Here is a 20799-nt window from a genome sequence, read left to right as displayed (position 1 = left end):
TCACCGAGTGCTTAACCCTTCGTCCTTTTATCCTACCGGTAGCGTTTAGCCATTTCGCGTAGCGGTATGGCCTTAATTTTACTGGCGTGCCCGGCGGAGCCGAAAGCTTCGTAGCGCGACCGGCAAAGCGTTTGCATGGCGTCCCGGGCGGCTTGATAAGTCTTGCGGGCGTCCAACTCGGCGGCATTTTCCGGTTGCGCTAAAAAGCGGCGCATGGCACCGGTGGAGGCCATGCGCAAGTCGGTGTCGATGTTGACTTTGCGAACGCCGTATTTAATGCCTTCGACGATTTCAGCGACCGGTACGCCGTAAGTTTCGGGAATATTGCCGCCGTATTCATTGATGATTTCGCGCCATTCCCGAGGTATCGAACTTGACCCATGCATTACGAAGTGCATATTCGGCAAGCGTTGTTGCAAGGTTTTTAGGCGGCTAATCACCAAAACCTCGCCGGTGGGCGGTTTACTGAATTTATAAGCGCCATGGCTGGTGCCGATGGCAACGGCCAGCGCATCAATTCCGGTCTGTTTAACAAATTCCACCGCTTCGTCGGGATCGGTCAGCAAACGCCGGTGGTCTTGTTCGGCTGCCAACGCACCCAGGCAGCCTATCTCGCCTTCCACTGAAACCCCGCAGGCATGCGCCATCCTGACCACGGTATGGGTAACGTCGACGTTATACTCGAATGAAGCCGGCGTTTTCATATCCTCCAGCAAAGACCCGTCCATCATCACGGAACTAAAGCCGGCTTGAATTGCCTGTGCGCAAATATCGGGCGTCGGTCCATGATCGCGATGCATAACCACCGGGATATGCGGATACTGCTCGACGGCGGCCAGAATCAAATGCCGTAAAAACACTTCGCCGGCGTAGCGATTCGCGCCGGCCGAGCCTTGCATGATCACCGGGCTATCGCAGGCGTCGGCCGCTTGCATAATCGCTTGAACTTGCTCCATGTTGCTGATATTGAAAGCGGGAACGGCAAAGTCGTGCTCCGCCGCATAATCCAACAGTTGTCGTAGTGAAACTAAAGCCATAAGCGGCTCTCCTGAATTCGTTAATATATTAGGCGCTACCGTATCACAAAGTATGATGCGAATTTTTGGCGGGGGCTATGATAGAAATCGGTACGGCCTTTGTAGTTACTATCGCCACGTTGAGATAATACAATGGAGGTTGTCGTAAAAGGTAGGTCTGGCTGAATGCAATAAAGCCCAACGTTTTGATTTTGTTGGGTTACGCTATGCTAACCCAATCTGCATTTTGGCTTTTACAACAGCCTCCAATGGTGGGAGACTCGAAAAAGCAGCGAACGGTTAAGATTCAACGCGGTGAAATAGTTGAGTGTCGCAAATTGGCCGATAGACGATCGCCTTCGGCTAACGGATTTAATCGGCTGTTGGGTGCCCGCCGCATACCCTACGAATTTCCGCCGCTCACACCATATCGAGGGTCAACAATAGGCGGCGCGGCTGCACGGCGGCCGAACAGTTCGCAGAAGGCCGTGGCCAGCATCTCTACATTCGCCAGCCAGTCTTGATAGCCGGGTAATTGCGCGGCTTTTGGCCATAACCTATTAAAGTCGAAATGTAGCGGATCGACCGGCTGGCTAATCTCGACTCTGCCGGCATTTTGTAAAGCCCGGTAAACGAATTGCTCTATGGCGGCAGGAAACGGCCGTTCGATCAGGCATAAATTGACGCCGTCTTCGTAAATGCGCGACAAATCGGCGAAGTTATTGGAGATGACGGTCTTGGTTGCCGATGGGATGCAAATAGCCGTCAAGGCTGGCCATCGGCAAACCATTGCGGAAAATCATCCCGGTAATTGCGCCAGGCCTCCGGGCCGGCCGCCAATTCGGCGTCGGTCAGCAGGCAGGCGTCGAGTTCCATGCGCACTTGATCGGCATCGACGTTTTGGCCGATGAACACCAATTCCTGGCGGCAATCGCCGAAAGGTTCCGCCCATTGCGATTCGATGTCGTCCAGATATTCCACCGGCCATTGTTCCTTGGGCACCTCGGCCCACCAGCGCCCGGCGAGCCCGTGATGCATGATGCCGCCGGCCTGCGACCAGTTGCCGGCATGCTCGGGCCGGGAGGCCAGCCAGAAAAAGCCTTTTGAGCGCAGCAAGGTGCCGTTTTCCCATTCGCCGTAATGCAGATGTTCGTAGAAACGTTGCGGATGAAACGGCCGCCTGGCACTGTAAACAAAGCTGCCGATGCCGTATTCTTCCGTCTCCGGCGTATGCTCGCCGCGCAATTCCTTCAGCCAGCCGGGTGCCTGTTCGGCTTTTTCGAAATCGAACAGGCCGGTGTTCAACACTTTGTTCAAGTCGACTCGACCCATCGCCATCGGCACAATGTCCGCATCGGGATTCAGGCTGTGCAGGACGGCTTTCAGGTTGACGATTTCGCCGCTGGAGATCAGGTCGATCTTGGAAATCAGGATGACATTGGCGAATTCGATTTGATCCACCAATAAGTCGGCGACGTTGCGCTCGTCGTCCTCGCCCAAGGATTCGCCGCTTTCCTTCAAACTCAGGGCTTCCATGTAGTTGCGCATGAAGTTGACGGCATCGACCACGGTTACCAGAGTATCGAGACGGGCGATGTCGGACAGGCTAAGGCCTTGTTCGTCCCGGAAAGTGAAGGTTTCGGCAATCGGCAAGGGTTCGGCAATGCCGGTGGATTCGATCACCAGATAATCGAAGCGGCCTTCCCTGGCCAAATTGCCGACCTCGATCAGCAAATCCTCGCGGAGGGTGCAGCAAATGCAGCCGTTGCTCATTTCGACCAGTTTTTCCTGGCCGCGATTCAATTGCACCTCGTTTTTAACCAACGCGGCGTCGATATTGACTTCGCTCATGTCGTTGACGATCACTGCTACTCGGCGGTTCTCGCGGTTGCCGAGAATATGTTTGAGCAACGTGGTTTTGCCGGCACCGAGAAAGCCGGAAAGTACGGTGACGGGCAGTTTGCCGGAGACCGGTCGATTTAAAGGCAATGTCATAGAGTTGTTGTATTCATAACTTATGGAGAAGATGCGGCCGAAAACCGACAGCGTCTTGGTTAACGCGGGCATTCAATAATCGATTCCAAACCCCACCTCGATAGCTCTGCCGCATGAATCGCTTTTTCACGGCAAGCGCTATGGCCGTGCACCGGTGAGACGCATACCGATCCGCTCATGCCGGTTTGTTGCGGCATGACCCAAATCGCCACGCGCCTAATATGTTACTTTATAACATAATGGATGCGTAATACCAATATGCTTCGATAAACCGCTTTTAGGTTGATTGGCCGCATGTCTACGCAACCCGGTCTGTTTGTGATAAACCTTACAAACATTCGTGAATTAAACTCCATCCCTCGCTTACTCTAAATGCCGGTCATGCCTCGATTCCGCCCGCTCTGCAGCTTACACGGCCGCAAACGGCAAAACTGGATTGAATATTGCTTTGGATGAATAAGCATTCGTTATTCATTAGGAGTTTTTCCATGTCCGATTCCGTATTTTCCGAGATCCTCAGCGGCCTTTATGACAATCAAGTCGTGCCTTATCTGGGGCCGGGGGTATTGTTCGACGCCGTCAGCAAAATCAACGGCTCGCCGATGCCCGCCGACAGCGACAGCCTGATTTTAGCCATGAACGGCGGCAAACCGATGGCGCCGAAATTAATGTACGAATTTCCGCGCGCGGCCATGAATCAGGAACTGAAACGCGGCCGCAATTTCCTCGGCCAGTTTCTGGATAAAACATATCGGGATACAAAATACAGCCGGGCCGCCATTCACGACTGGCTGGCGGAATGGAAACCCAATTTTGTGGTGGACATCAACCGCGACACCCAACTGCAAGACAGCTATGCCGATGAAGAGCACACGCTGATTGTCGGCTTGGCGCGCGTGGTCGGAAACGACTTTCGTTTTAAAATCTATCAATACGACGGCCAGAGTTATTTTCAAGTCGAACAAAATCAGGTCGATAAAAAGCTGCCCATCCTCTTCAAACCGATGGGCACGCCCAGACCGGAATCCAACTACGTGGCCTCGGATGCCGACTACGTCGATTACATCACCGAATTAATGGGCGGCTTTGCCATTCCGGATTTTTTAAAGGAATACCGTAAAGGCAAAAAATATCTGTTGATCGGCCTGCCGTTAAACCGCGACTCGGAACGCATGGTCATGAGCGACATCACCTACGACGCCGACGAGCACCGGGGCTGGTTTTTACGTAAAAATCCAACCGACAAGGAAAAGCGCTTTGCCGGAAAGTTGGGCTTTAAATTGATCGAAGCCGATTGCAAGGAGTTGCTGGAACAAGTGCAAACCCGCCAGGCGGCCTGACGCATCTTTACGATGACCGTTACTACCGCTCCCACGCCGTAGAGGCTGTCGCAAAAGGTAGGACTGAATGCAATGAAGCCCAACATGCTGATTTTTTTGGGCTTCGCCGCGCCCGGCCCAATCTACATCATTACTTTTACGACACCCTCCCGTACGTGGGAGAACCCGCATGCTCAACCAATTTAGTCGGCGGCCGCGTATTTGACCGGCAAATGCTTGGCTTGCCAGACATTGGCTTTGATATAGGCCTCCAGGTCGATTGCACTCAAATCGGTGCGACAGGCGGAACCGTCTTCCAAGGCTTTTGCCAACACCCGGGTCGCCACGTACATGCTGACGTTTCGCAAATCGGAGATCGGCGGAAAAATCAGCCCGGCCGACAGCCAATGCCGCTCGGTATAATCCGCCAATGCGTACGCCGCCTCTTGCACCATGGCCTCGCTGATACGGCTGCATTCCGCCAGCACCGCTGCAAATCCCAAGCCCGGAAAAATAAAGGCATTGTTGCCTTGGGCAATCCGATAGCGCCGCCCTTGATAGTCGACATCCGCGAACGGACTGCCGGTAGCCACAATGGCCTGTCCGTTCGTCCACTCCAATATGTCCCGGGGCGTGGCTTCGCAGTTGTCGTTGGGATTGGATAACGGAAACACGATAGGCCGCTGATGATTTGCGGACATGGTTTTGATAATGGCTTCGGTAAACAAACCGGCCACGCCGGACAGACCGATCAATACGCCTGCCTTGGCGTTCGCCACCACTTCCAGCAAACTCGGAATGTGATCGGGCTTTATCGGCCACTCTTGATAAATCCGTTTATCGTGAGCCAAGGGTAATTTGTAATCTTCGGTAGTCGACTCGGCCAGAACCAGACCATGCGCATCCACCACAAAAAGTTGCTTAAGCGCCTGCTCTGGCGACAAACCCGCCCGGATCAGACCTTGCATGATCGCACTGGCAACACCGATGCCGCCCGCACCGGCGCCGACTACGACCACCGTCTGCTGAGTCAGCTCTTCGCCTTTTTGCCGGCAAGCCAGAATCAAACCCGCCAACGCCATCGCCCCGGTACCCTGAATATCGTCATTGATACAGGGAATTTGCTGCCTGTAGCGTTCCAACACATCGAAAGCCACGTGCTTGGCAAAGTCTTCCCATTGAATAATGGCTTTCGGCCATTTTTTACGGACGGCGGCGACAAATTTATCCACCACTTCCCAATACGCCCCATCCTGCAGACGCTTGCTCCGAACCCCCAAATAGGTGGGATTATTCACCAGCTCGTCTCTATCAGTGCCCACATCCAGGTTAACCGGTAAGGTTTGAAAAGGACACAAACCGCCGCCGGCCGTATACAAAGACAGCTTACCGATACAAATCGCCAAACCGCCCATGCCCTGGTCGCCGATACCCAGTATCGCCGATGCGTCGGTCACCACAATCATGCGAATGTCCTGCATCGGGTAGTGCTCCAGCACACTGTCGACACGGTCAATATTATCTACCGATAACGTCAAACCGCGCGGCGTGTTAAACAAGGAACTGAATTGTTTAACCACCAAGCCGATCGTGGGCGTATAAACGATAGGCACCATTTCTTCCAGATGCCTTTCCAGCAACGCAAAAAACAACACATCCGTGCGGTCGTGGACTGCCCGCAGAAACTGATATTTGGCAATGTCGTTCGGCTGGCCTAAATAATTCAGGTAGAGGGCGTCCAGTTGCTGCTCAAGCGTTCTAACCTGGGGCGGCAACAGCCCATCCAAACCTAACGCCACGCGCTCATCAATAGAAAACGCCGTGCCTTTATTGATGGCCGGCAGCCTCAACAACAAACTGCCGCGTAGCGCCACTTCCAGATAGGGATTACCCTCGGCGTCCAGTCGATAATCAAAGTACTCGCTTAATTTTGGCATTCACAGCATCCTGAAGTAAGAGTGAACCGCATGTAAATCAGCAGCCTGAGGCAAGCGGCTATTTCTATACGAATTAGGATATGGTTGGAAACAACTTACCGAAATATATTGCCTTCGAAGTGGCTTTAGCCGCGATGAGCGCCTTGCTCGGGGCTAAAGCCCCTCCTACCGGCAACCATCCCCTAAAATACGGGGATATTATTTTTGACGAAACCCTGACATAAAGCAGAGGTCGGTTCGGCTAGATCTGCTTGACGCTGATATTCAAAGTCTGAATTCGATAGGCAATTTGCCGCGGCGTCATATCCAGCAAGCGGGCCGCCTTGGCCTGCACCCAACCGCATTGTTCCAGCGCGGCTATAACCCGTTCGCGCTCATCCAGTTCTTCATCGTGCAGATCCATCATCCGGATCGGCGCGGACTGCTGCGGACGGTTGAAGCTGATTTCGTCTTCCAGGCCGGTGCTGATGATGACGTCCCGGTCGATAATGCCGCCCTGGCTCATGATGGCGGCGCGTTCCAGGCGGTTTTCCAGTTCCCGCACGTTGCCCGACCAGTTGTGTTTCATCAAAATCCGTAGCGCGCTTTCCTTAAGCTCCAATGGCCGGCCGCCTTGCTGCTTGGAAATCCGGTTTAATAAAAACGCCGCCAATTCCGGAATATCCTCGATGCGGTCGCGCAAGGGCGGCATGTTGATCGGCATCACATTGAGCCGGTAGTACAAATCCTCCCGGAACAGGCCGTCCGCCACGTCTTTTTCCAGGTTACGGTTGGTGGCGGCGATGATGCGCACGTTGACTTTCAAAGTCCTGACCCCGCCGACCCGTTCGAACTCGCCTTCTTGCAGTACCCGCAACAATTTGGCCTGAAACGAGGCGGAAATCTCCCCGACTTCGTCCAGAAACAAGGTGCCGTTGTCGGCCAACTCGAACCGGCCCTTGCGTTGACCGATGGCGCCGCTGAAGGCGCCTTTTTCGTGGCCGAACAATTCCGACTCCAGCAAGGTATCCGGCAAGGCCGCGCAATTGAGTTTCAAAAACGGCCCGCTGGCGCAGTTGGAATTAAAATGAATGGCATTGGCCACCACTTCCTTACCGGTACCGGATTCGCCGCGAATCAGCACCGTGGTGTGCCATTTGGCCACCTGGCGGATGATGTCGAACACTTTCAGCATGGGTTCGGAATGGCCGATGATATTCTCGAACCGGTAATTCTTGACCAAGGCCTGTTTCAGAAAATCCCGCTCGTTGACCAGTTCGGTTTGCTTACGCTCCATGGCCCGCACCGAATTGACGCTGTGGGCGATCAGATTGGCCACCATTTCCAGAAACCGGGCCCGTTCGCCCAGAAAGCTCGTATCGCAGGGTTGCGCCGCCAAAATGCCCACCACTTCGCCTTGTTCGACCGCCAGCGGCGAACCGATAAAAGGCAAATCCGGGTTATAAACGCCCAAGCGGCTCAAAAAACGCGGCTCGTCGGCGATGCGCTCCACCACAATGGTGCAGCCCTCGTCCAGAATGGCGCCCACCAAGCCCTCGCCGGGCTGGTAACGTACACTGCGGTCTATGCCGTCGCCGTAAATCTCGCAGATGCTCATGCTGTCGTCGTCGATGTCGCGCAGCGTGATCATGCCGAAATGCAAGCCGGAGCGTTTGTGCAAAATCTCCAAAATACCCTTGAGTTTGTTACGCATATCATGCGTGCTGTTGAGAAGCTGGCTCACCAGAAACAGCGTGTCCAGTTCCGACTCGACCAGTGTGGCGCGATCATTCATGAATGCTTACTCCCAGCGAATGTTGTTGGCAGGGAAAGCTGATATTGAAACGGCAACCGCCGGTATAATCCGGATCGATCTCGATAATGCCGCCATGTTGGCTGACGATTTCTCTGACCATCACCAGGCCCATCCCGGCCTGCGCGCCGCCCAGGTTTTGGTGGGTACTAAAAAACGGTTCGAAAACTTTTTGGCGCTGATTGGCCGGAATGCCGGGACCGCTGTCGGCTATGGCTACCCGCACCCAGTCGTGCTCCACGCCGGTGCTGATATTGATCAGCCGTTCGTTACAGCCGCCCCGGTTCATCGCATTGACCGCGTTATCGATGAGCTGTTTGAATAGCATGCGTAATTTATTGGCCGAACCGAGCACGGACGGCAACACCGGATTGGGTAGCCAATCCACCACCACCCCGTTGGCCAGAAATTTTTGACTGTGCAGCAGCATCGTTTCATGCAGCAGTTGGTTGATGTTGACCGAGGTCACGGCGGTTTCCGGAATTTCGGGCACGCAGCGCCGCAAGGTTTCCAAGGTTTCCTCGCCCCTGGCTTGCACCTGATTCAACAAGTCCTTCAAGGACTGATTTTGGCTGTCGTTGCGCTGGCTCATGATCTGAATGGCGGCGCCGATCTGATTCAAGGGTTGGCGAATCTGGTGCATGGCGCCCAGCAGGGTTTCGCGGATGCTGCGCATATGCTCTTCTTCGGCCATCAATTGCCGCAGGGTATGCATTTGCAGTTTCTCTTGCTGGCTGCGCTGCAGGCTGATGTCGTTAATCGTCAATAGCAGGTAATTACTGGACTCCCGGGAGAAAAAGTTATCGGCCTCGGTGCCGTTTTCGCAAAACCAGTTGCCGGAGCAGGAAAACCAGCGGGTACCCCGGCGGCCTATACCCTCGACCCTGATCTCGCGGTTGGTAAAACCTTGCGGCTGACTGGCCAGCGTCGCCCATAAATCGCCCATGTCCTGTTGCAGGGCATCCAAAAAAAACAAGGCCGGCTCGGCATAGCCCAGTTCGCTGATCAGCATTTTATACATCTGGTTATCCAGCACGATGCGGTTATCGCTGTCCAGCACCACCATGGCCACCGGCGAGGCGTTCAAAACCGACTCGATCAATTGCTTCTGGTTGTTGACCTGTTGCTCCGCGTAATGCGCCTGGGTGACATCGCGATGCATGCCGATGTAATGGCTGATGGCGCCGTGCTCGTCCAGCATCGGCGCGATAGTCAGATCGGCCAGATAGCGCTGCCCCTGCTTGCGCCGGTTAACCAGTTGACCATGCCAGACTTGCTTGCGGGAAATGGTGTGCCAGAGGTCGTAATACACCTGCCGGGGCGTGCATTTGTCGGACAGTTTGGATTCGTTCTGCCCCAGAATTTCGGCGGCCAGATAGCCGGTGACCTGGGTAAAGGCGTTATTGATATAAAGGATGTTGGCTTTTTTGTCGGTAATGGAAATCGCGATGGGGGCTTGCTCAACCGAAGCCACGAACAGCGATAGGGGTACGGTTTGCGGTTTTTCCCTCCCCGCCTTATCGGAATTGAGCGAACCGGCGCCCGGTGCGATCAAGTCGGCCACTTCGGCCGCGATCTGGTCTGGTAGAAAATCCGGTGTAGTTTTGCTCATTGCTGACTCTGATTGATTGAACCGACTATACATTTATTAGCAAATTAAACGCCAATATTTTTTATTTGGGGCTTTGTAACAAATCCGCGCAGCCAAAACCCTTATTTATCTCGGGATTTTGTAGCCTTTACGACAATTCTCAAGCCCCCTCTTCGGCATGTGTGTTGTTTGGTACAGCTCATCCGCACCGCGGCAGACCGCAAATGCACTAAATCTGCCCATTTAACCTTACAGAGATTGTTGGCATAGATGATGCTGAATCGTTTACAAACAACTGGGTATAAAGGCAATGGGCGAATACTTCCTGCTGATTCTGGGTACAGCATTAGTCAACAATGTGGTGTTGGTAAAGTTTTTGGGTTTATGTCCTTTTATGGGCGTTTCCAACAAACTCGATTCCGCCTTGGGCATGGGGCTGGCTACTACATTCGTGTTGACCCTGGCCTCGGCCGCCAGCTGGGTATTGGAACATCGCCTGCTGATACCCTTCGATATCGGATTTTTACGGGTACTGGGTTTTATTTTGGTGATTGCCGCAGTGGTGCAGTTCACCGAAATGGTGATACACAAAACCAGCCCGGTTCTGTATCAGGTCTTGGGCATCTTTTTGCCTTTGATTACCACCAATTGCGCGGTTCTGGGCGTGGCGCTGCTTAACATCCAGGAACGCTATAACTTCGTGCAAAGCCTGATGTTCGGCTTTGGCGCGGCAATGGGTTTTACCCTGGTGATGGTGCTATTTGCCGGTCTCCGTGAACGCCTGGCGTTGATGGCTGTACCGGCTCTTTTTTCGGGCACGCCGATCGCATTCATCACCGCCGGCATATTGTCCCTGGCGTTTATGGGTTTTGCCGGACTTTATACCAAATGAAACGGGCAGTCTTGAATCGTAAGGTTCGCGACAACTTTACCGCCGCCGGCATATTCTGAACCACAGAGACGGACTATGTACATTCTATCAGCCATCGTCATCCTGACCGCATTGGGTTTGTTCCTGGGCTTGAGCCTGGGCATCGCCGCCAAATACCTGCGGGTGGAATCCGACCCCTTGATCGAAAAGGTGGAAGCCCTGATGCCGGGTTCGCAATGCGGCCAATGCGGATTCCCCGGTTGCCGGCCCGCCGCCGAAGCGGTGGTGTCGGGATCGGCGCCGGTTACGCTGTGCCCGCCCGGCGGCACATCGCTGGTGGAACAGTTGGCGAAACTGCTGGGCGTGGAGGTCGATTTGAGCCAAGCCAAGGATGCCGAACCCATGGTGGCCCGCGTCAGCGAAGACACCTGCACCGGCTGCACCCGCTGCTTTAAAGTCTGCCCCACCGACGCCATCGTCGGCGCGGCCAAACAAATTCACGCCGTGGTGGCCGACGCCTGCATAGGCTGCGAAAAATGCGTCAACGTCTGCCCAACCGAATGTCTGCAAATGCATCCGATCGAGGTGACCCTGCGCGATTGGCGCTGGCCGAAACCCATGGCGGCGGCTTAACCGGAGAACCTGCATGCTGGCTTTATTCGAAAATCCCCGGCTGCGCGGCGGCGTCCATGCCGAAGAGCACAAGGCCGAAACCTCGGGCGTACCGATCGCATTGGATATGCCGCTGCCGAAAAAGCTGTATATCCCGGTACAGCAACACGTCGGCAAACCGGCCGAGCCCTTGGTCAAAGTCGGCGAAAAAGTATTGAAAGGCCAGTTGCTGGCTTATAGCCAGGGCACCATTTCCGCGCCGGTACATGCCCCCAGTTCCGGCGAGATTGCCGACGTCATGGATTTTCCGGCCCCGCACCCGTCCGCCCTGCCGATCCGCACCATCATCATAGAGACCGATGGCCTGGACCAATGGCAGCCCCTTAAGGCGCCCGACGATCCGTTCGCGCTGCCGGCCGAAGAAATCTGCGCCCTGGTCGGCGCGGCCGGCGTGGTCGGCTTGGGCGGTGCGGTATTTCCCTCGGCGGTGAAACTGGATTTGGGCCGCAAGAATAAAATTCATACCCTGTTGATCAATGCCGGCGAATGCGAACCCTATCTGACTTGCGACGACAGGTTGATGCAGGAACGGGCCGGCGAAATCGTCACCGGCATCCGCTTGATGCTGCGCGGCATGAATGCGCCGGAAGCCACCGTCGGTATCGAAGACAACAAACCGGAAGCCTTTATAGCCATGCGCGAGGCTTGCGCCGAATTCGCCAATATCAACGTAGTGCAGGTTCCCACCCGTTATCCGATGGGTTGGGACAGGCAAATGCTGCGCTACCTGACCGGCCGGGAAATTCCCGCCGACGGCCGCGCCACCGATATCGGCGTGGTGATACACAACGTTGCCACCGCCCATGCCGTCTATCGCGCGGTATGCCTGAACCAGCCGCTGATTACCCGGGTGGTTACCGTGTCCGGCAGCGCGGTGGCCAAACCGCAAAACGTGGAAGTATTGATCGGCACATTGATGTCCGAAGTGCTGGATTTCTGCGCGGTCGATAAAAGCCAGGTTGCCCGTTTGATCATGGGCGGGCCGATGATGGGCGATGCACTGCCCATCAGCGAAGTGCCGGTGGTTAAAGCCTGTAACGGCATTTTGGCTTTATCCGAACAGGATATCGAAATACCGGAAGTCAAACCCTGTATCCGCTGTTCCACCTGCGTGACGGCTTGCCCGGTCGGTTTGTTGCCGCTGGAAATGGCCAGCCGCATCCGCGCCAATCAGCTGGACTCCGCCGTGGACCTGGGTTTGAAGGATTGCATCAATTGCGGCAGTTGTTCCTACGTCTGCCCGTCCAATATTCCGTTGGTGCATTACTTCAAGTTCGCCTCCGGTGAGTTATATAAACGCCAGCAGATGGAACATAAATCCGAACAAACCAAACGCCTGATGGACGACCGCAACCAACGCATGGAGCGCATCCGTCTGGAACAGGAAGAAGAGGCCCGCCGGGTGATGGAAGCGCGCGCGGCCAGAACACGGGAACAGGAGTTGGCCAAACAAAAGGCCCAGCAGGCGCAACAGGCCCAGCAAAGTATTAGCAAAGCCGACACAGCGGAGGAAGTCCGATGAGCATCAAACCCGTCAGCGGCCCGCATGTCGTCGCCGTTCGTAGCGTAGACAGCATTATGCGTAAAGTGATTGTCGCGCTGCTACCGGCCACGGCATGGGGAATTCTTATCTTCGGCTGGCCGGCCTTGTATTTGTGCACCGTGACGGTTTTTTCCGCGCTGCTGTTCGAAGCCTTTTGCCTGAAATTAAAAGGCGTGGCCGCCGCGCCGTATTTACGGGACGGTTCCGCCGTTCTGACCGGCCTATTGGTGGCCATGACGCTACCGCCTTGGGCGCCTTGGTGGATAGGCGTGGTGGGCGCGGCGATCGCCATCATCCTGGGCAAACAGGTATACGGCGGCTTGGGACAAAATCTGTTCAATCCGGCCATGCTGGCCAGGGTAGCCTTGCTGATTTCGTTTCCGATCGAGATGACCACCTGGGTGAATGTCGAGCCGATTTTGCTAGGACCCGGCATCCTCGACAGTCTGGCCATCACCTTTTCCGGCCTGGCCGATGCGGACGGCGTGACCGGTGCCACCACACTGGGCGCCGTGAAAACCGGCTTTTCCCTGCAGCAAACCCTGCCGGGCCTGTTACACGACTATTCCGGCATTTTGGCTTTCATCGGCTGGGAACGCGGCAGTCTGGGCGAAACTTCCACGCTGTTGATTTTGTTGGGCGGACTATGGTTGATGCGCGAAGGTATCATCCAATGGCAGATTCCGCTGTCGCTGTTAATCAGCATCGCCTTGCTGTCCAGCCTGTTCCACCTGATCGACAGTCAGCATTACCTGGGCCCGTGGGTACATTTGAATTCCGGCGCGGTGATGCTGGTGGCGTTTTTCATCGCCACCGATTACGTCACTTCCCCTAACACACCGGTAGGTCAAGCGATTTTCGGCGCCGGTTGCGGAGCGCTTATTTTCATCATCCGCAGCTGGGGCGGTTATCCGGAAGGCACCGGGTTTGCCGTTTTGTTGATGAACGCGGTCACCCCGTTAATCGACCATTACATTCGCCCCCGCATTTACGGGCGTTACCGTAACGGCAAACCCATAGACGTCAGCTAGCAGAGAATCGCCATGAGTTCCGACCCCGTACACGAACAACCCGCCGCCGAACCGGCCAAGGCGGAAAGACCCGCGGGCACCAAGCAAAAATTGCTGGCTTTCCTGGCGCCGGACAATCTGGCGCTGTGGCGGCCAAAATTAAGTTATCAGGCCGGCGTGTTGGCGGTATTTGCCTTGCTGGCCAGCGTTTTGCTGGGTTTTGCGGACTTGGCCACCCGCGATGCGATTCAACAGCGCCTGGATGAAGATTTAAAAGCCAGCCTGGAAGCCGTGGTACCGGCCGATTTATACGACAACAATCTGCTGCAAGACACCATCACCCTGCCTTCGGCCGAGCACAATATCGGCGCGGCGGAAACCACGGTTTATCTGGCCAAAAAAGCCGGTAGCGTGTCGGCGGTCTGTTTCAAATTCATCGCCCCGGACGGCTACGCCGGTCCGATCAGCTTGGTGATGGGCGTGAACAGCCAAGGCGAAATTCTGGGGGTGCGGGTTATCGCCCATGTCGAAACCCCCGGTCTGGGCGACAAAATCGAACTCGCCAAATCCCAATGGGTGCTGGGTTTTAACGGTAAATCGTTGGACAACCTGACTGCATCGCAATGGGCGGTCAAAAAGGACGGCGGTGTGTTCGATCAATTTGCCGGCGCCACCATTACCCCGCGCAAAGTGGTTCAGGCCATCAAACGCGGCTTGGATTTTTATCAAACCCATAGAGCGCAACTTGTGGGCACCGGCAAAACTGCAACGGAAACAACCGGCGCGCAATAATTTGCGCCCCCGAATTTGGGAGACACTCGCATGACATTGAACACGCTCTTCTCGGAACCCTACCGGAAAATCGCCAAAGACGGCCTGTGGGACAACAACGTAGTGCTGACCCAAAATCTGGCTCTGTGCCCGTTATTGGCGGTAACCGGTACCGCCACCAACGGCTTGGGCATGGGATTGGCGACCATGGTAGTGATGGTCGCCTCCAATGCGGCGGTTTCCTTTAATCGCCACTTGATTCCGGCGGAAATCCGCATTCCGATTTTCGTGCTGTTGATTGCCGCCCTGGTGACCTTGGTGGACCTGTTTTTGAACGCCTGGATGCACGAATTGCACAAGGTGTTGGGTTTGTTCATCCCCTTAATCGTCACCAATTGCGTCATTCTGGGCCGCGCCGAAGCCTTTGCCTCCAAACAGCCTTTAATGCCGTCAATGTGGGACGGCCTGATGATGGGGGTCGGTTTTACCCTGGCCATGGTGGTATTGGGCGCGGCCCGCGAAATCAGCGGCGCCGGCACCCTGTTTGCCAACGCCTCCGTGTTGTTGGGCGAAAGTTTCCGGTTTATGGAATTGACCGTCATCCCCGAATACAAGGGCTTTTTATTAATGGTCCTGCCGCCCGGCGGCTTCATCATGCTGGGCTTTATGGTGGCCGCCAAGCGCCTGCTGGATAAAAAAGCCGCCGAAAAACAAACGCCGGGCGCGGTGATCGACAACCTGCAATTAGCCGAACAAGACAGTTAACGGAGACCAGCCATGAACGTAGGGGTGTGTTACGCGGAAGCCGACCGGCAACTATGGGTACGCCTGGAAGTGCCCGAAGGCAGCAGCGTACAACAGGCCATCGAGTTGTCCGGGGTGCTTAAACAATATCCGCATATCGATTTGACCAGCCAGAAAGTCGGCATCTTCGGCAAGTTGGCCAAGCTTGATGCACCGGTCAAGGAAGGCGACCGGGTGGAAATTTACCGCAAAATCACCGCCGACCCGCAGCAAGTGCAAAGACGCCGCGTCGACGTCGATGCGGATTAACCGAATTTTTTAAACAGGAGACACTCCATGCTACTCGAAGACTTGGACAAACAAGGTTTGACCTTCATTACCAACGTGTTGGGCGAAACCAGCGAAAAAGGCGTTTGGGCCTACCGGGGCGACTTGGTATTGATTCAAGGTTCATTCCGCGAAGGTTCGACAACAGACCGCAAACCGCCCGAATTATTGTTGCACCAAACCGCTGTTCTGGCCGGCAGCGATAAATTTATTTTTCTGAACGGCCTGTTCGGCGAGTTGCAACACATCAGCATCTTTCTCGAGAATTACAAACAATTCCTGAGCCCGGACACCGTGACCCTGTTTTACGTGGAAAACATCGAAACAGCGATGCAGATCGAACTGGAAGGCGTCACCTTCAGGCTGCTGCCTTACAAGGAAGGCATGGTCTGGAATGAGACCATGGAAACGGTGTATATCGAAAAAGCCGATTTGAAGGGGCAATCCGCCGAAGACAAAGTGGTCACCGTCTATGAAGCCGCCAAAAGCTACAAAGCCAAAGGCGAAACGCTCAGCTTCGAAGACGCCTTGGCCAAAACCATAGTGGTCAAGAAATCCGCCGCCGTGGGTCCGGTTTAAACCTAAAACAGGTAAGCCATTATGAAGCCGTTCAAAACAGTCACCGCCGATGCGGCGGAAAAGCTCATCGCCGACGCCAACCCTTTAATCCTGGATTGCCGGGAATTAAAGGACTACCGCGCCGGCCATATCGACAACGCCATGCACGTGCATGAACAACTGCGCGACAGCTTGATCAAAAAAGGCGACAAGGCCAGGGATATGCTGATTTACTGCTATTTCGGCCACGCCAGCGAGCATCTGGCGGAGATGTTTTGCGATTTCGGCTTCAAACAAGTCTACAGTCTGGCGGGCGGCTATGCCGGCTGGAAGGAACATCACAAACCTACAGGTGATTTATGAATCAATTATCGCGAGAACTGGCCTTACGTATCGCGCTGGCAACGCGCGTCCTGCCCGGCGTAGACGTCCCGCAACTGATCGGCATTCTGCATGAAAAAGTCGGCTCGCCGCTGGACGACGAAAAGCTGAAATCCATCACCGTCACCAATCTGAAAACCGGCATCGGCAGTCTGGACGGCGAAGAAGACGGCGAAGACATCGGCATTGGCCTGGCCAATATCAAACTGGCCGTGCGCTATCTATGGGGCGAGGAAGACGAAGACGAAGGCCTGCCGGAGATTCAACCCTATAAAGACGGCGACATTCCGGAATCGATCCGGGTGGCCGTGGCATCCAATAGCGGCGCCTTGCTGAACGGCCATTTCGGTTCCTGCATCCGCTTTCTGGTGTATCAATTGTCCCGCAACGAATGCCGGCTGATCGACATCCGCTCCACCATAGAAGCCGACAATGCCGACGACCGCAACCTGTTCCGCGCCACCTTGATAGAGGATTGCCATGTGCTGTTCGTGCAATCCATCGGCGGCCCGGCCGCGGCCAAGGTCATCCGCGCCGACATCTACCCGATCAAAGTGCCGGATGTAATAGAGGCAGTGGATAAACTGACCGAATTCCAAAGCGTGTTCGACGCCGCTCCGCCCTGGATGGCCAAAGCCTTGGGCCGCGGCGCCGAGGAAAGAAAACGTTTTGTGGCGCATGAATAAAGCCTGATTTCATCAAGCCGGGTTTGTGCATTCGCAAACCCGGCTTGAAACTCTCCGTCGGACCTTTTCTAGCTTTCAAGCTCCGCCCATGCCGATCGCATATTTGCTGATTCCGCAGCCTACTCTCCATTTAGCTTGAAAGATTGGCAGTTCATTGCTTTGAAATATATGTCCATAGCAAGGTTAAAGTTTTGTCATCGAATTGCAATATATCTCTCCTAGAATCCTAATAAGTAGGATTACTGTTAGTGACTAAACGTCATTGCATCCAAATAAAAACACAATTTTACGATGTTTTATCCCACATTTTAAGCATGAAATTTTTCTTACAATACGGAACCATTCCTTTTCTCTGTCTGGCTTTGGTCCGCTGTACGCTGGCTGGCGATTTCGAAGAAGGCGCAAAAGCTGCTGCCAGGAACGATTTTATTACCGCAGTTGGTTTATGGCGTCCGCTGGCCGAAAGTGGCGACAAAAAAGCGCAACATAACCTCGGCGTCATGAATCAAAACGGTTTGGGTGTTATTCAGGACTACCAGAAAGCCTTGCAATGGTATCAACTGGCCGCAACGCAAAATTATCCAGAATCGCAAAATAATATTGGCGTTATATACGAGAAAGGTTTGGGCGTGACGGCCGACCTCGCTGAAGCGATAAAATGGTACCAACTGGCGGCGGAACAAGGATATGCAGAAGCACAAATGACACTGGGTGCCATTCATGGCGAAGGGCGCGGTGTTGAGCAGGATTACACCCAAGCGCGCAGATGGTATCTTGCCGCAGCCGATCAAGGCCATGCCGGGGCTTTGGCGAATTTAGGCGTTATGTACCAATTGGGGCATGGTGTGAAAACCGACAGTAAGGAAGCCATCCGCTTATACCGCATCGCGGCCGGGCAAGGCCATAAGGAAGCGCAATACAATTTGGGGATGATCTACCGCGACAATCAGCAAATTGCCGAAGCCCTACGCTGGCTGAGTTTATCGGCTAACCAAGGTTTGGCGCAGGCACAGACAGATTTGGGCACCTTGTACTATCTGGGTAATGGCGTTCGGCAAAGTTACGCCGAGGCCGAAAAGCTATTCCGATTAGCGGCGAACCAAGGTTATGTCTCCGCGCAACAAAACCTGGGAGCCATGTATTTTGAGGGTCATGGCGTAGAACGGGATTATACGGAAGCCCGAAAATGGTATGCCAAGGCGGCAGCGCAAGGGCAAAGAGATGCGCAGGCGGCGCTGGGAGTCATGTTCGAACAAGGCAAAGGTGTGGAAACCGACCACCGGCAAGCCGCCAAATGGTATCGTTTGGCGGCCGAACAAGGCTTGTCCAAGGCACAAAATAACCTCGGCAACTTTTATCGTTTGGGCCTTGGCGTAACCCAAGACCAGACCGAAGCCGTCAAGTGGTACCGATTGGCAGCAGAACAAAGCCACAAAATGGCTCAAGCCAGTTTAGGCTTAAGCTACTTAAACGGCGACGGCGTACCACAAAGCGAACAAAAGGCCGAACAATGGTTTACCTTGGCCGCCAAGCAGGGTTTTGCCGATGCTCAATACCATTTGGGGTTACTGTACAGAGACGGCTTGAAGATCAAGCAAGACCTGCCGCAGGCGGTGAAATGGCTGAAAGCGGCGGCGGAACAAGACCATGCCGAGGCACAGATGAATTTGGGATGGATGCATCGTGTTGGTTTCGGCGTTACCAAAAACGTTAAGGAAGCCAATAAATGGTTCGTCATGGCCAAAAATCAGGGTGTATCAGCCGTTGAAGTTGCTCATCCCGATATAAGAATTTTAAGTAACCCCAACAGCAGCAGTATCGTCAAAGAGGATTCGCATCACTTTAAAAAAGTTATCCTTGCTTTGAGGCCATCTGACGACCGCGAGGACTACTTCAAATTGTCCACCCAAGAAGAATTAATTGCAGAAGCGGAAAAAGGCAATGCCGATGCTCAATTTAAACTTTCCCGCAGCTATTATCTTGAGGGATCGGCGTCCAAGAATTACGAATCCGCATTTAAATGGGCTAAAGCAGCGGCTGAGCAAAGTAACACCGATGCTTTGACTCTTTTGGGCGTTATGTATGCAGAAGGACACGGCACAGCTAAAGACGAAACCGCGGCGGCGAAAGCTTTTAAAACGGCTGCCGAACAAGGCAATGCCGTGGCTCAGTTCAATCTGGGCAAAATGTACGCGCACGGTATCGGTGTTGAATCCATGGATGTCGCACTAGCCATTCAATGGACCGAAAAAGCTGCACGCAAAGGTTACCGACCAGCCGCCGAACAATTGTTGTTGCTGGAAAACGGTAAATTCGTCGACAAGCCGAACAAATTTACTATAGAGCCTTCGGGTTCCGGCGACGCCAACAGTTTCAAAATCAAGAGGCGTGACGGCTATTTCCTGGATACGCAGCCAAGCATCCAGCAACGCCAGCAGCCGATATAACTTTCCCCTCCCTGGAATCAATTTTATGCAACAAAATACGACGATACTTTTTTTGCTAGCAACTGCTGTGTTATCCGCCTGCCAGACTCTGCCCTCCAAACAATCATCCGTTGCGGCACAAGTTCCCGACCCGGACATCGTTACAATGCCTAGCTTGGGTAAAAATGCCGCATCCGGCAGCGGACTGCTGGGCGTAAAACCTATGACTCAGGAAGAGTTGACTGCCTGCGCGCATCACATTGTAAACATACGCCAACAGTCGGCGGATCTGCATACGGAAAGTACTGGGTTGGCGGGCGCGAGTAGGGAATTGGAGACGCAAAACCAAGCCCTGGAAAATGAACGTAACAGCGTTAAATTCAATAACAGCAAGCAAGTCAATGAGTTTAATAAGCGCGTAACTCGAAACCGTAGCGAGATCAATGCACATAACGCCGCAGTAACCAGTTATAACGATAAGGCAAATGCACTTAACCTGCTGCAGAACCAATACAACACCGTTTGTAGCAGCCGGGCCTATCGGCGTTCCGATTATGCCAGCCTGACGCCAGCTCTAAAAACCGCGATAGAATCCAAATCGGAATTCTCGGACATCCCACTCATAGACGGCACCAACAGCGATTCAGCGCAAAGTTCCAGTCAATTTCACATCCCCGCCGGAACGTTAAAGCAACCTTCAAAAAAATAATGAAGAATTCGACTTGTCGACTTGTCATATTGCTGCTGTTATCGGGTTGTGCCAACTTGCCTTCGGAGCAAATAAGTGACCGCTTAGGTATCATTAGCGTAAGGCTACCAAGTCACTGGTATGACGATACTGATCATTACCTTGCCGAAATGGAAAAAATTCACCTGAAACGTACCCCAGATAGCGGGATCGAATTATTGTTGATGCTAAAAAGGCACGACAATATGGCGGATTGTAAATTTCGGGAGTTACGTTACACGCCCGATGAAGTCGGCTATCGGTGGGATTTGGAAAAATTGGCCGCCGAAGTGGCCTACGTTAGAAACCGCATGATGATGAACTACGATATTGGCAATTATCTGCAACACGGTGTCGACCTACCATGCTGCAAACAGGAGCGCTCTTATCGCACAATACGAATATCCTCGGAATCCGTCAAACTGAACAATAT

General features: G+C 54.0%; 20 protein-coding genes. 14 read left to right on the top strand and 6 right to left on the bottom strand.

Annotated elements, in window-relative coordinates; translation table 11 throughout:
• Nucleotides 1-32: 32 nt before the first annotated feature.
• The 3 genes from fba to zigA form a co-directional block, all read right to left on the bottom strand.
• On the bottom strand, nt 33-1037 hold the full coding sequence (fba, locus tag NP596_RS10495) for a class II fructose-bisphosphate aldolase (RefSeq protein ID WP_256615306.1): 1005 nt from the start codon (nt 1035-1037) through the stop codon (nt 33-35).
• 382 nt (nt 1038-1419) lie between these two features.
• Complete coding sequence (locus NP596_RS10490) at nt 1420-1785, bottom strand: DUF1826 domain-containing protein (RefSeq protein WP_256615305.1); 366 nt, start codon at nt 1783-1785, stop codon at nt 1420-1422.
• Entirely contained in the window at nt 1782-3011 is a 1230-nt protein-coding gene (zigA, locus tag NP596_RS10485) for a zinc metallochaperone GTPase ZigA (RefSeq protein WP_256615304.1), read from the bottom strand. Before zigA ends, NP596_RS10490 begins: the two co-directional genes overlap by 4 nt.
• 488 nt (nt 3012-3499) lie before the next feature.
• Between zigA and NP596_RS10480 the strand changes: the two genes are divergently transcribed.
• Nucleotides 3500-4351, top strand: a complete 852-nt coding sequence (locus tag NP596_RS10480) for an SIR2 family protein (RefSeq protein WP_256615303.1) — start codon at nt 3500-3502, stop codon at nt 4349-4351.
• Between the two features lie 182 nt (nt 4352-4533).
• Here the strand turns inward: NP596_RS10480 and NP596_RS10475 are convergent, their stop codons facing one another.
• The 3 genes from NP596_RS10475 to nifL form a co-directional block, all read right to left on the bottom strand.
• On the bottom strand, nt 4534-6267 hold the full coding sequence (locus NP596_RS10475; RefSeq protein WP_256615301.1) for an NAD-dependent malic enzyme: 1734 nt from the start codon (nt 6265-6267) through the stop codon (nt 4534-4536).
• A 241-nt stretch (nt 6268-6508) separates the two neighbouring features.
• A complete protein-coding gene (nifA, locus tag NP596_RS10470; protein ID WP_256615300.1) occupies nt 6509-8041 on the bottom strand; it encodes a nif-specific transcriptional activator NifA in 1533 nt (510 codons plus the stop codon).
• Nucleotides 8034-9671, bottom strand: coding sequence for a nitrogen fixation negative regulator NifL (gene nifL, locus NP596_RS10465; protein WP_256615299.1), 1638 nt, complete (start codon nt 9669-9671; stop codon nt 8034-8036). The genes nifA and nifL overlap by 8 nt, the downstream gene beginning before the upstream one ends.
• 289 nt (nt 9672-9960) lie before the next feature.
• Between nifL and rsxA the strand changes: the two genes are divergently transcribed.
• The 13 genes from rsxA to NP596_RS10400 all read left to right on the top strand — a co-directional run.
• The gene (rsxA, locus tag NP596_RS10460; RefSeq protein WP_256615298.1) at nt 9961-10542 is read left to right on the top strand and encodes an electron transport complex subunit RsxA; all 582 of its coding nucleotides are present in this window, start codon (nt 9961-9963) and stop codon (nt 10540-10542) included.
• Between the two features lie 75 nt (nt 10543-10617).
• Nucleotides 10618-11154 (top strand): electron transport complex subunit RsxB, encoded by a 537-nt coding sequence (gene rsxB, locus NP596_RS10455; protein ID WP_256615297.1) that lies wholly within the window; start codon nt 10618-10620, stop codon nt 11152-11154.
• A gap of 13 nt (nt 11155-11167) precedes the next feature.
• Nucleotides 11168-12715 carry an electron transport complex subunit RsxC gene (rsxC, locus tag NP596_RS10450; protein WP_256615296.1) on the top strand — a complete coding sequence of 516 codons (1548 nt, stop codon included), beginning with the start codon at nt 11168-11170 and terminating at the stop codon, nt 12713-12715.
• On the top strand, nt 12712-13767 hold the full coding sequence (locus NP596_RS10445) for an RnfABCDGE type electron transport complex subunit D (protein ID WP_256615295.1): 1056 nt from the start codon (nt 12712-12714) through the stop codon (nt 13765-13767). The genes rsxC and NP596_RS10445 overlap by 4 nt, the downstream gene beginning before the upstream one ends.
• 12 nt (nt 13768-13779) lie before the next feature.
• Nucleotides 13780-14538 carry an electron transport complex subunit RsxG gene (rsxG, locus tag NP596_RS10440; protein ID WP_256615294.1) on the top strand — a complete coding sequence of 253 codons (759 nt, stop codon included), beginning with the start codon at nt 13780-13782 and terminating at the stop codon, nt 14536-14538.
• 30 nt (nt 14539-14568) lie between these two features.
• Nucleotides 14569-15282 carry an electron transport complex subunit E gene (locus NP596_RS10435; protein WP_256615293.1) on the top strand — a complete coding sequence of 238 codons (714 nt, stop codon included), beginning with the start codon at nt 14569-14571 and terminating at the stop codon, nt 15280-15282.
• Between the two features lie 12 nt (nt 15283-15294).
• The gene (locus NP596_RS10430; RefSeq protein ID WP_256615292.1) at nt 15295-15570 is read left to right on the top strand and encodes an RnfH family protein; all 276 of its coding nucleotides are present in this window, start codon (nt 15295-15297) and stop codon (nt 15568-15570) included.
• 27 nt (nt 15571-15597) lie between these two features.
• Nucleotides 15598-16167, top strand: coding sequence for a hypothetical protein (locus NP596_RS10425; RefSeq protein WP_256615291.1), 570 nt, complete (start codon nt 15598-15600; stop codon nt 16165-16167).
• Nucleotides 16168-16188: 21 nt separating this feature from the next.
• Nucleotides 16189-16509 carry a rhodanese-like domain-containing protein gene (locus NP596_RS10420; RefSeq protein WP_256615290.1) on the top strand — a complete coding sequence of 107 codons (321 nt, stop codon included), beginning with the start codon at nt 16189-16191 and terminating at the stop codon, nt 16507-16509.
• Entirely contained in the window at nt 16506-17213 is a 708-nt protein-coding gene (locus tag NP596_RS10415; RefSeq protein ID WP_256615289.1) for a dinitrogenase iron-molybdenum cofactor biosynthesis protein, read from the top strand. The genes NP596_RS10420 and NP596_RS10415 overlap by 4 nt, the downstream gene beginning before the upstream one ends.
• A gap of 314 nt (nt 17214-17527) precedes the next feature.
• Nucleotides 17528-19660, top strand: coding sequence for a tetratricopeptide repeat protein (locus NP596_RS10410; RefSeq protein WP_256615288.1), 2133 nt, complete (start codon nt 17528-17530; stop codon nt 19658-19660).
• Nucleotides 19661-19685: 25 nt separating this feature from the next.
• Nucleotides 19686-20348: a hypothetical protein gene (locus NP596_RS10405; protein WP_256615287.1), complete on the top strand. Its 663-nt coding sequence runs from the start codon at nt 19686-19688 to the stop codon at nt 20346-20348.
• Nucleotides 20349-20497: 149 nt separating this feature from the next.
• On the top strand, nt 20498-20799 hold a 302-nt coding region (locus NP596_RS10400), incomplete at its 3' end, for a hypothetical protein (protein WP_256615286.1).

This window comes from Methylomonas rivi, from assembly GCF_024505165.1.
In the GTDB taxonomy this organism is placed as follows: domain Bacteria; phylum Pseudomonadota; class Gammaproteobacteria; order Methylococcales; family Methylomonadaceae; genus Methylomonas; species Methylomonas rivi.
The sequence above is the reverse complement of the archived record's forward strand: the minus strand, read 5'-3'. Positions and strand labels throughout refer to the sequence as shown.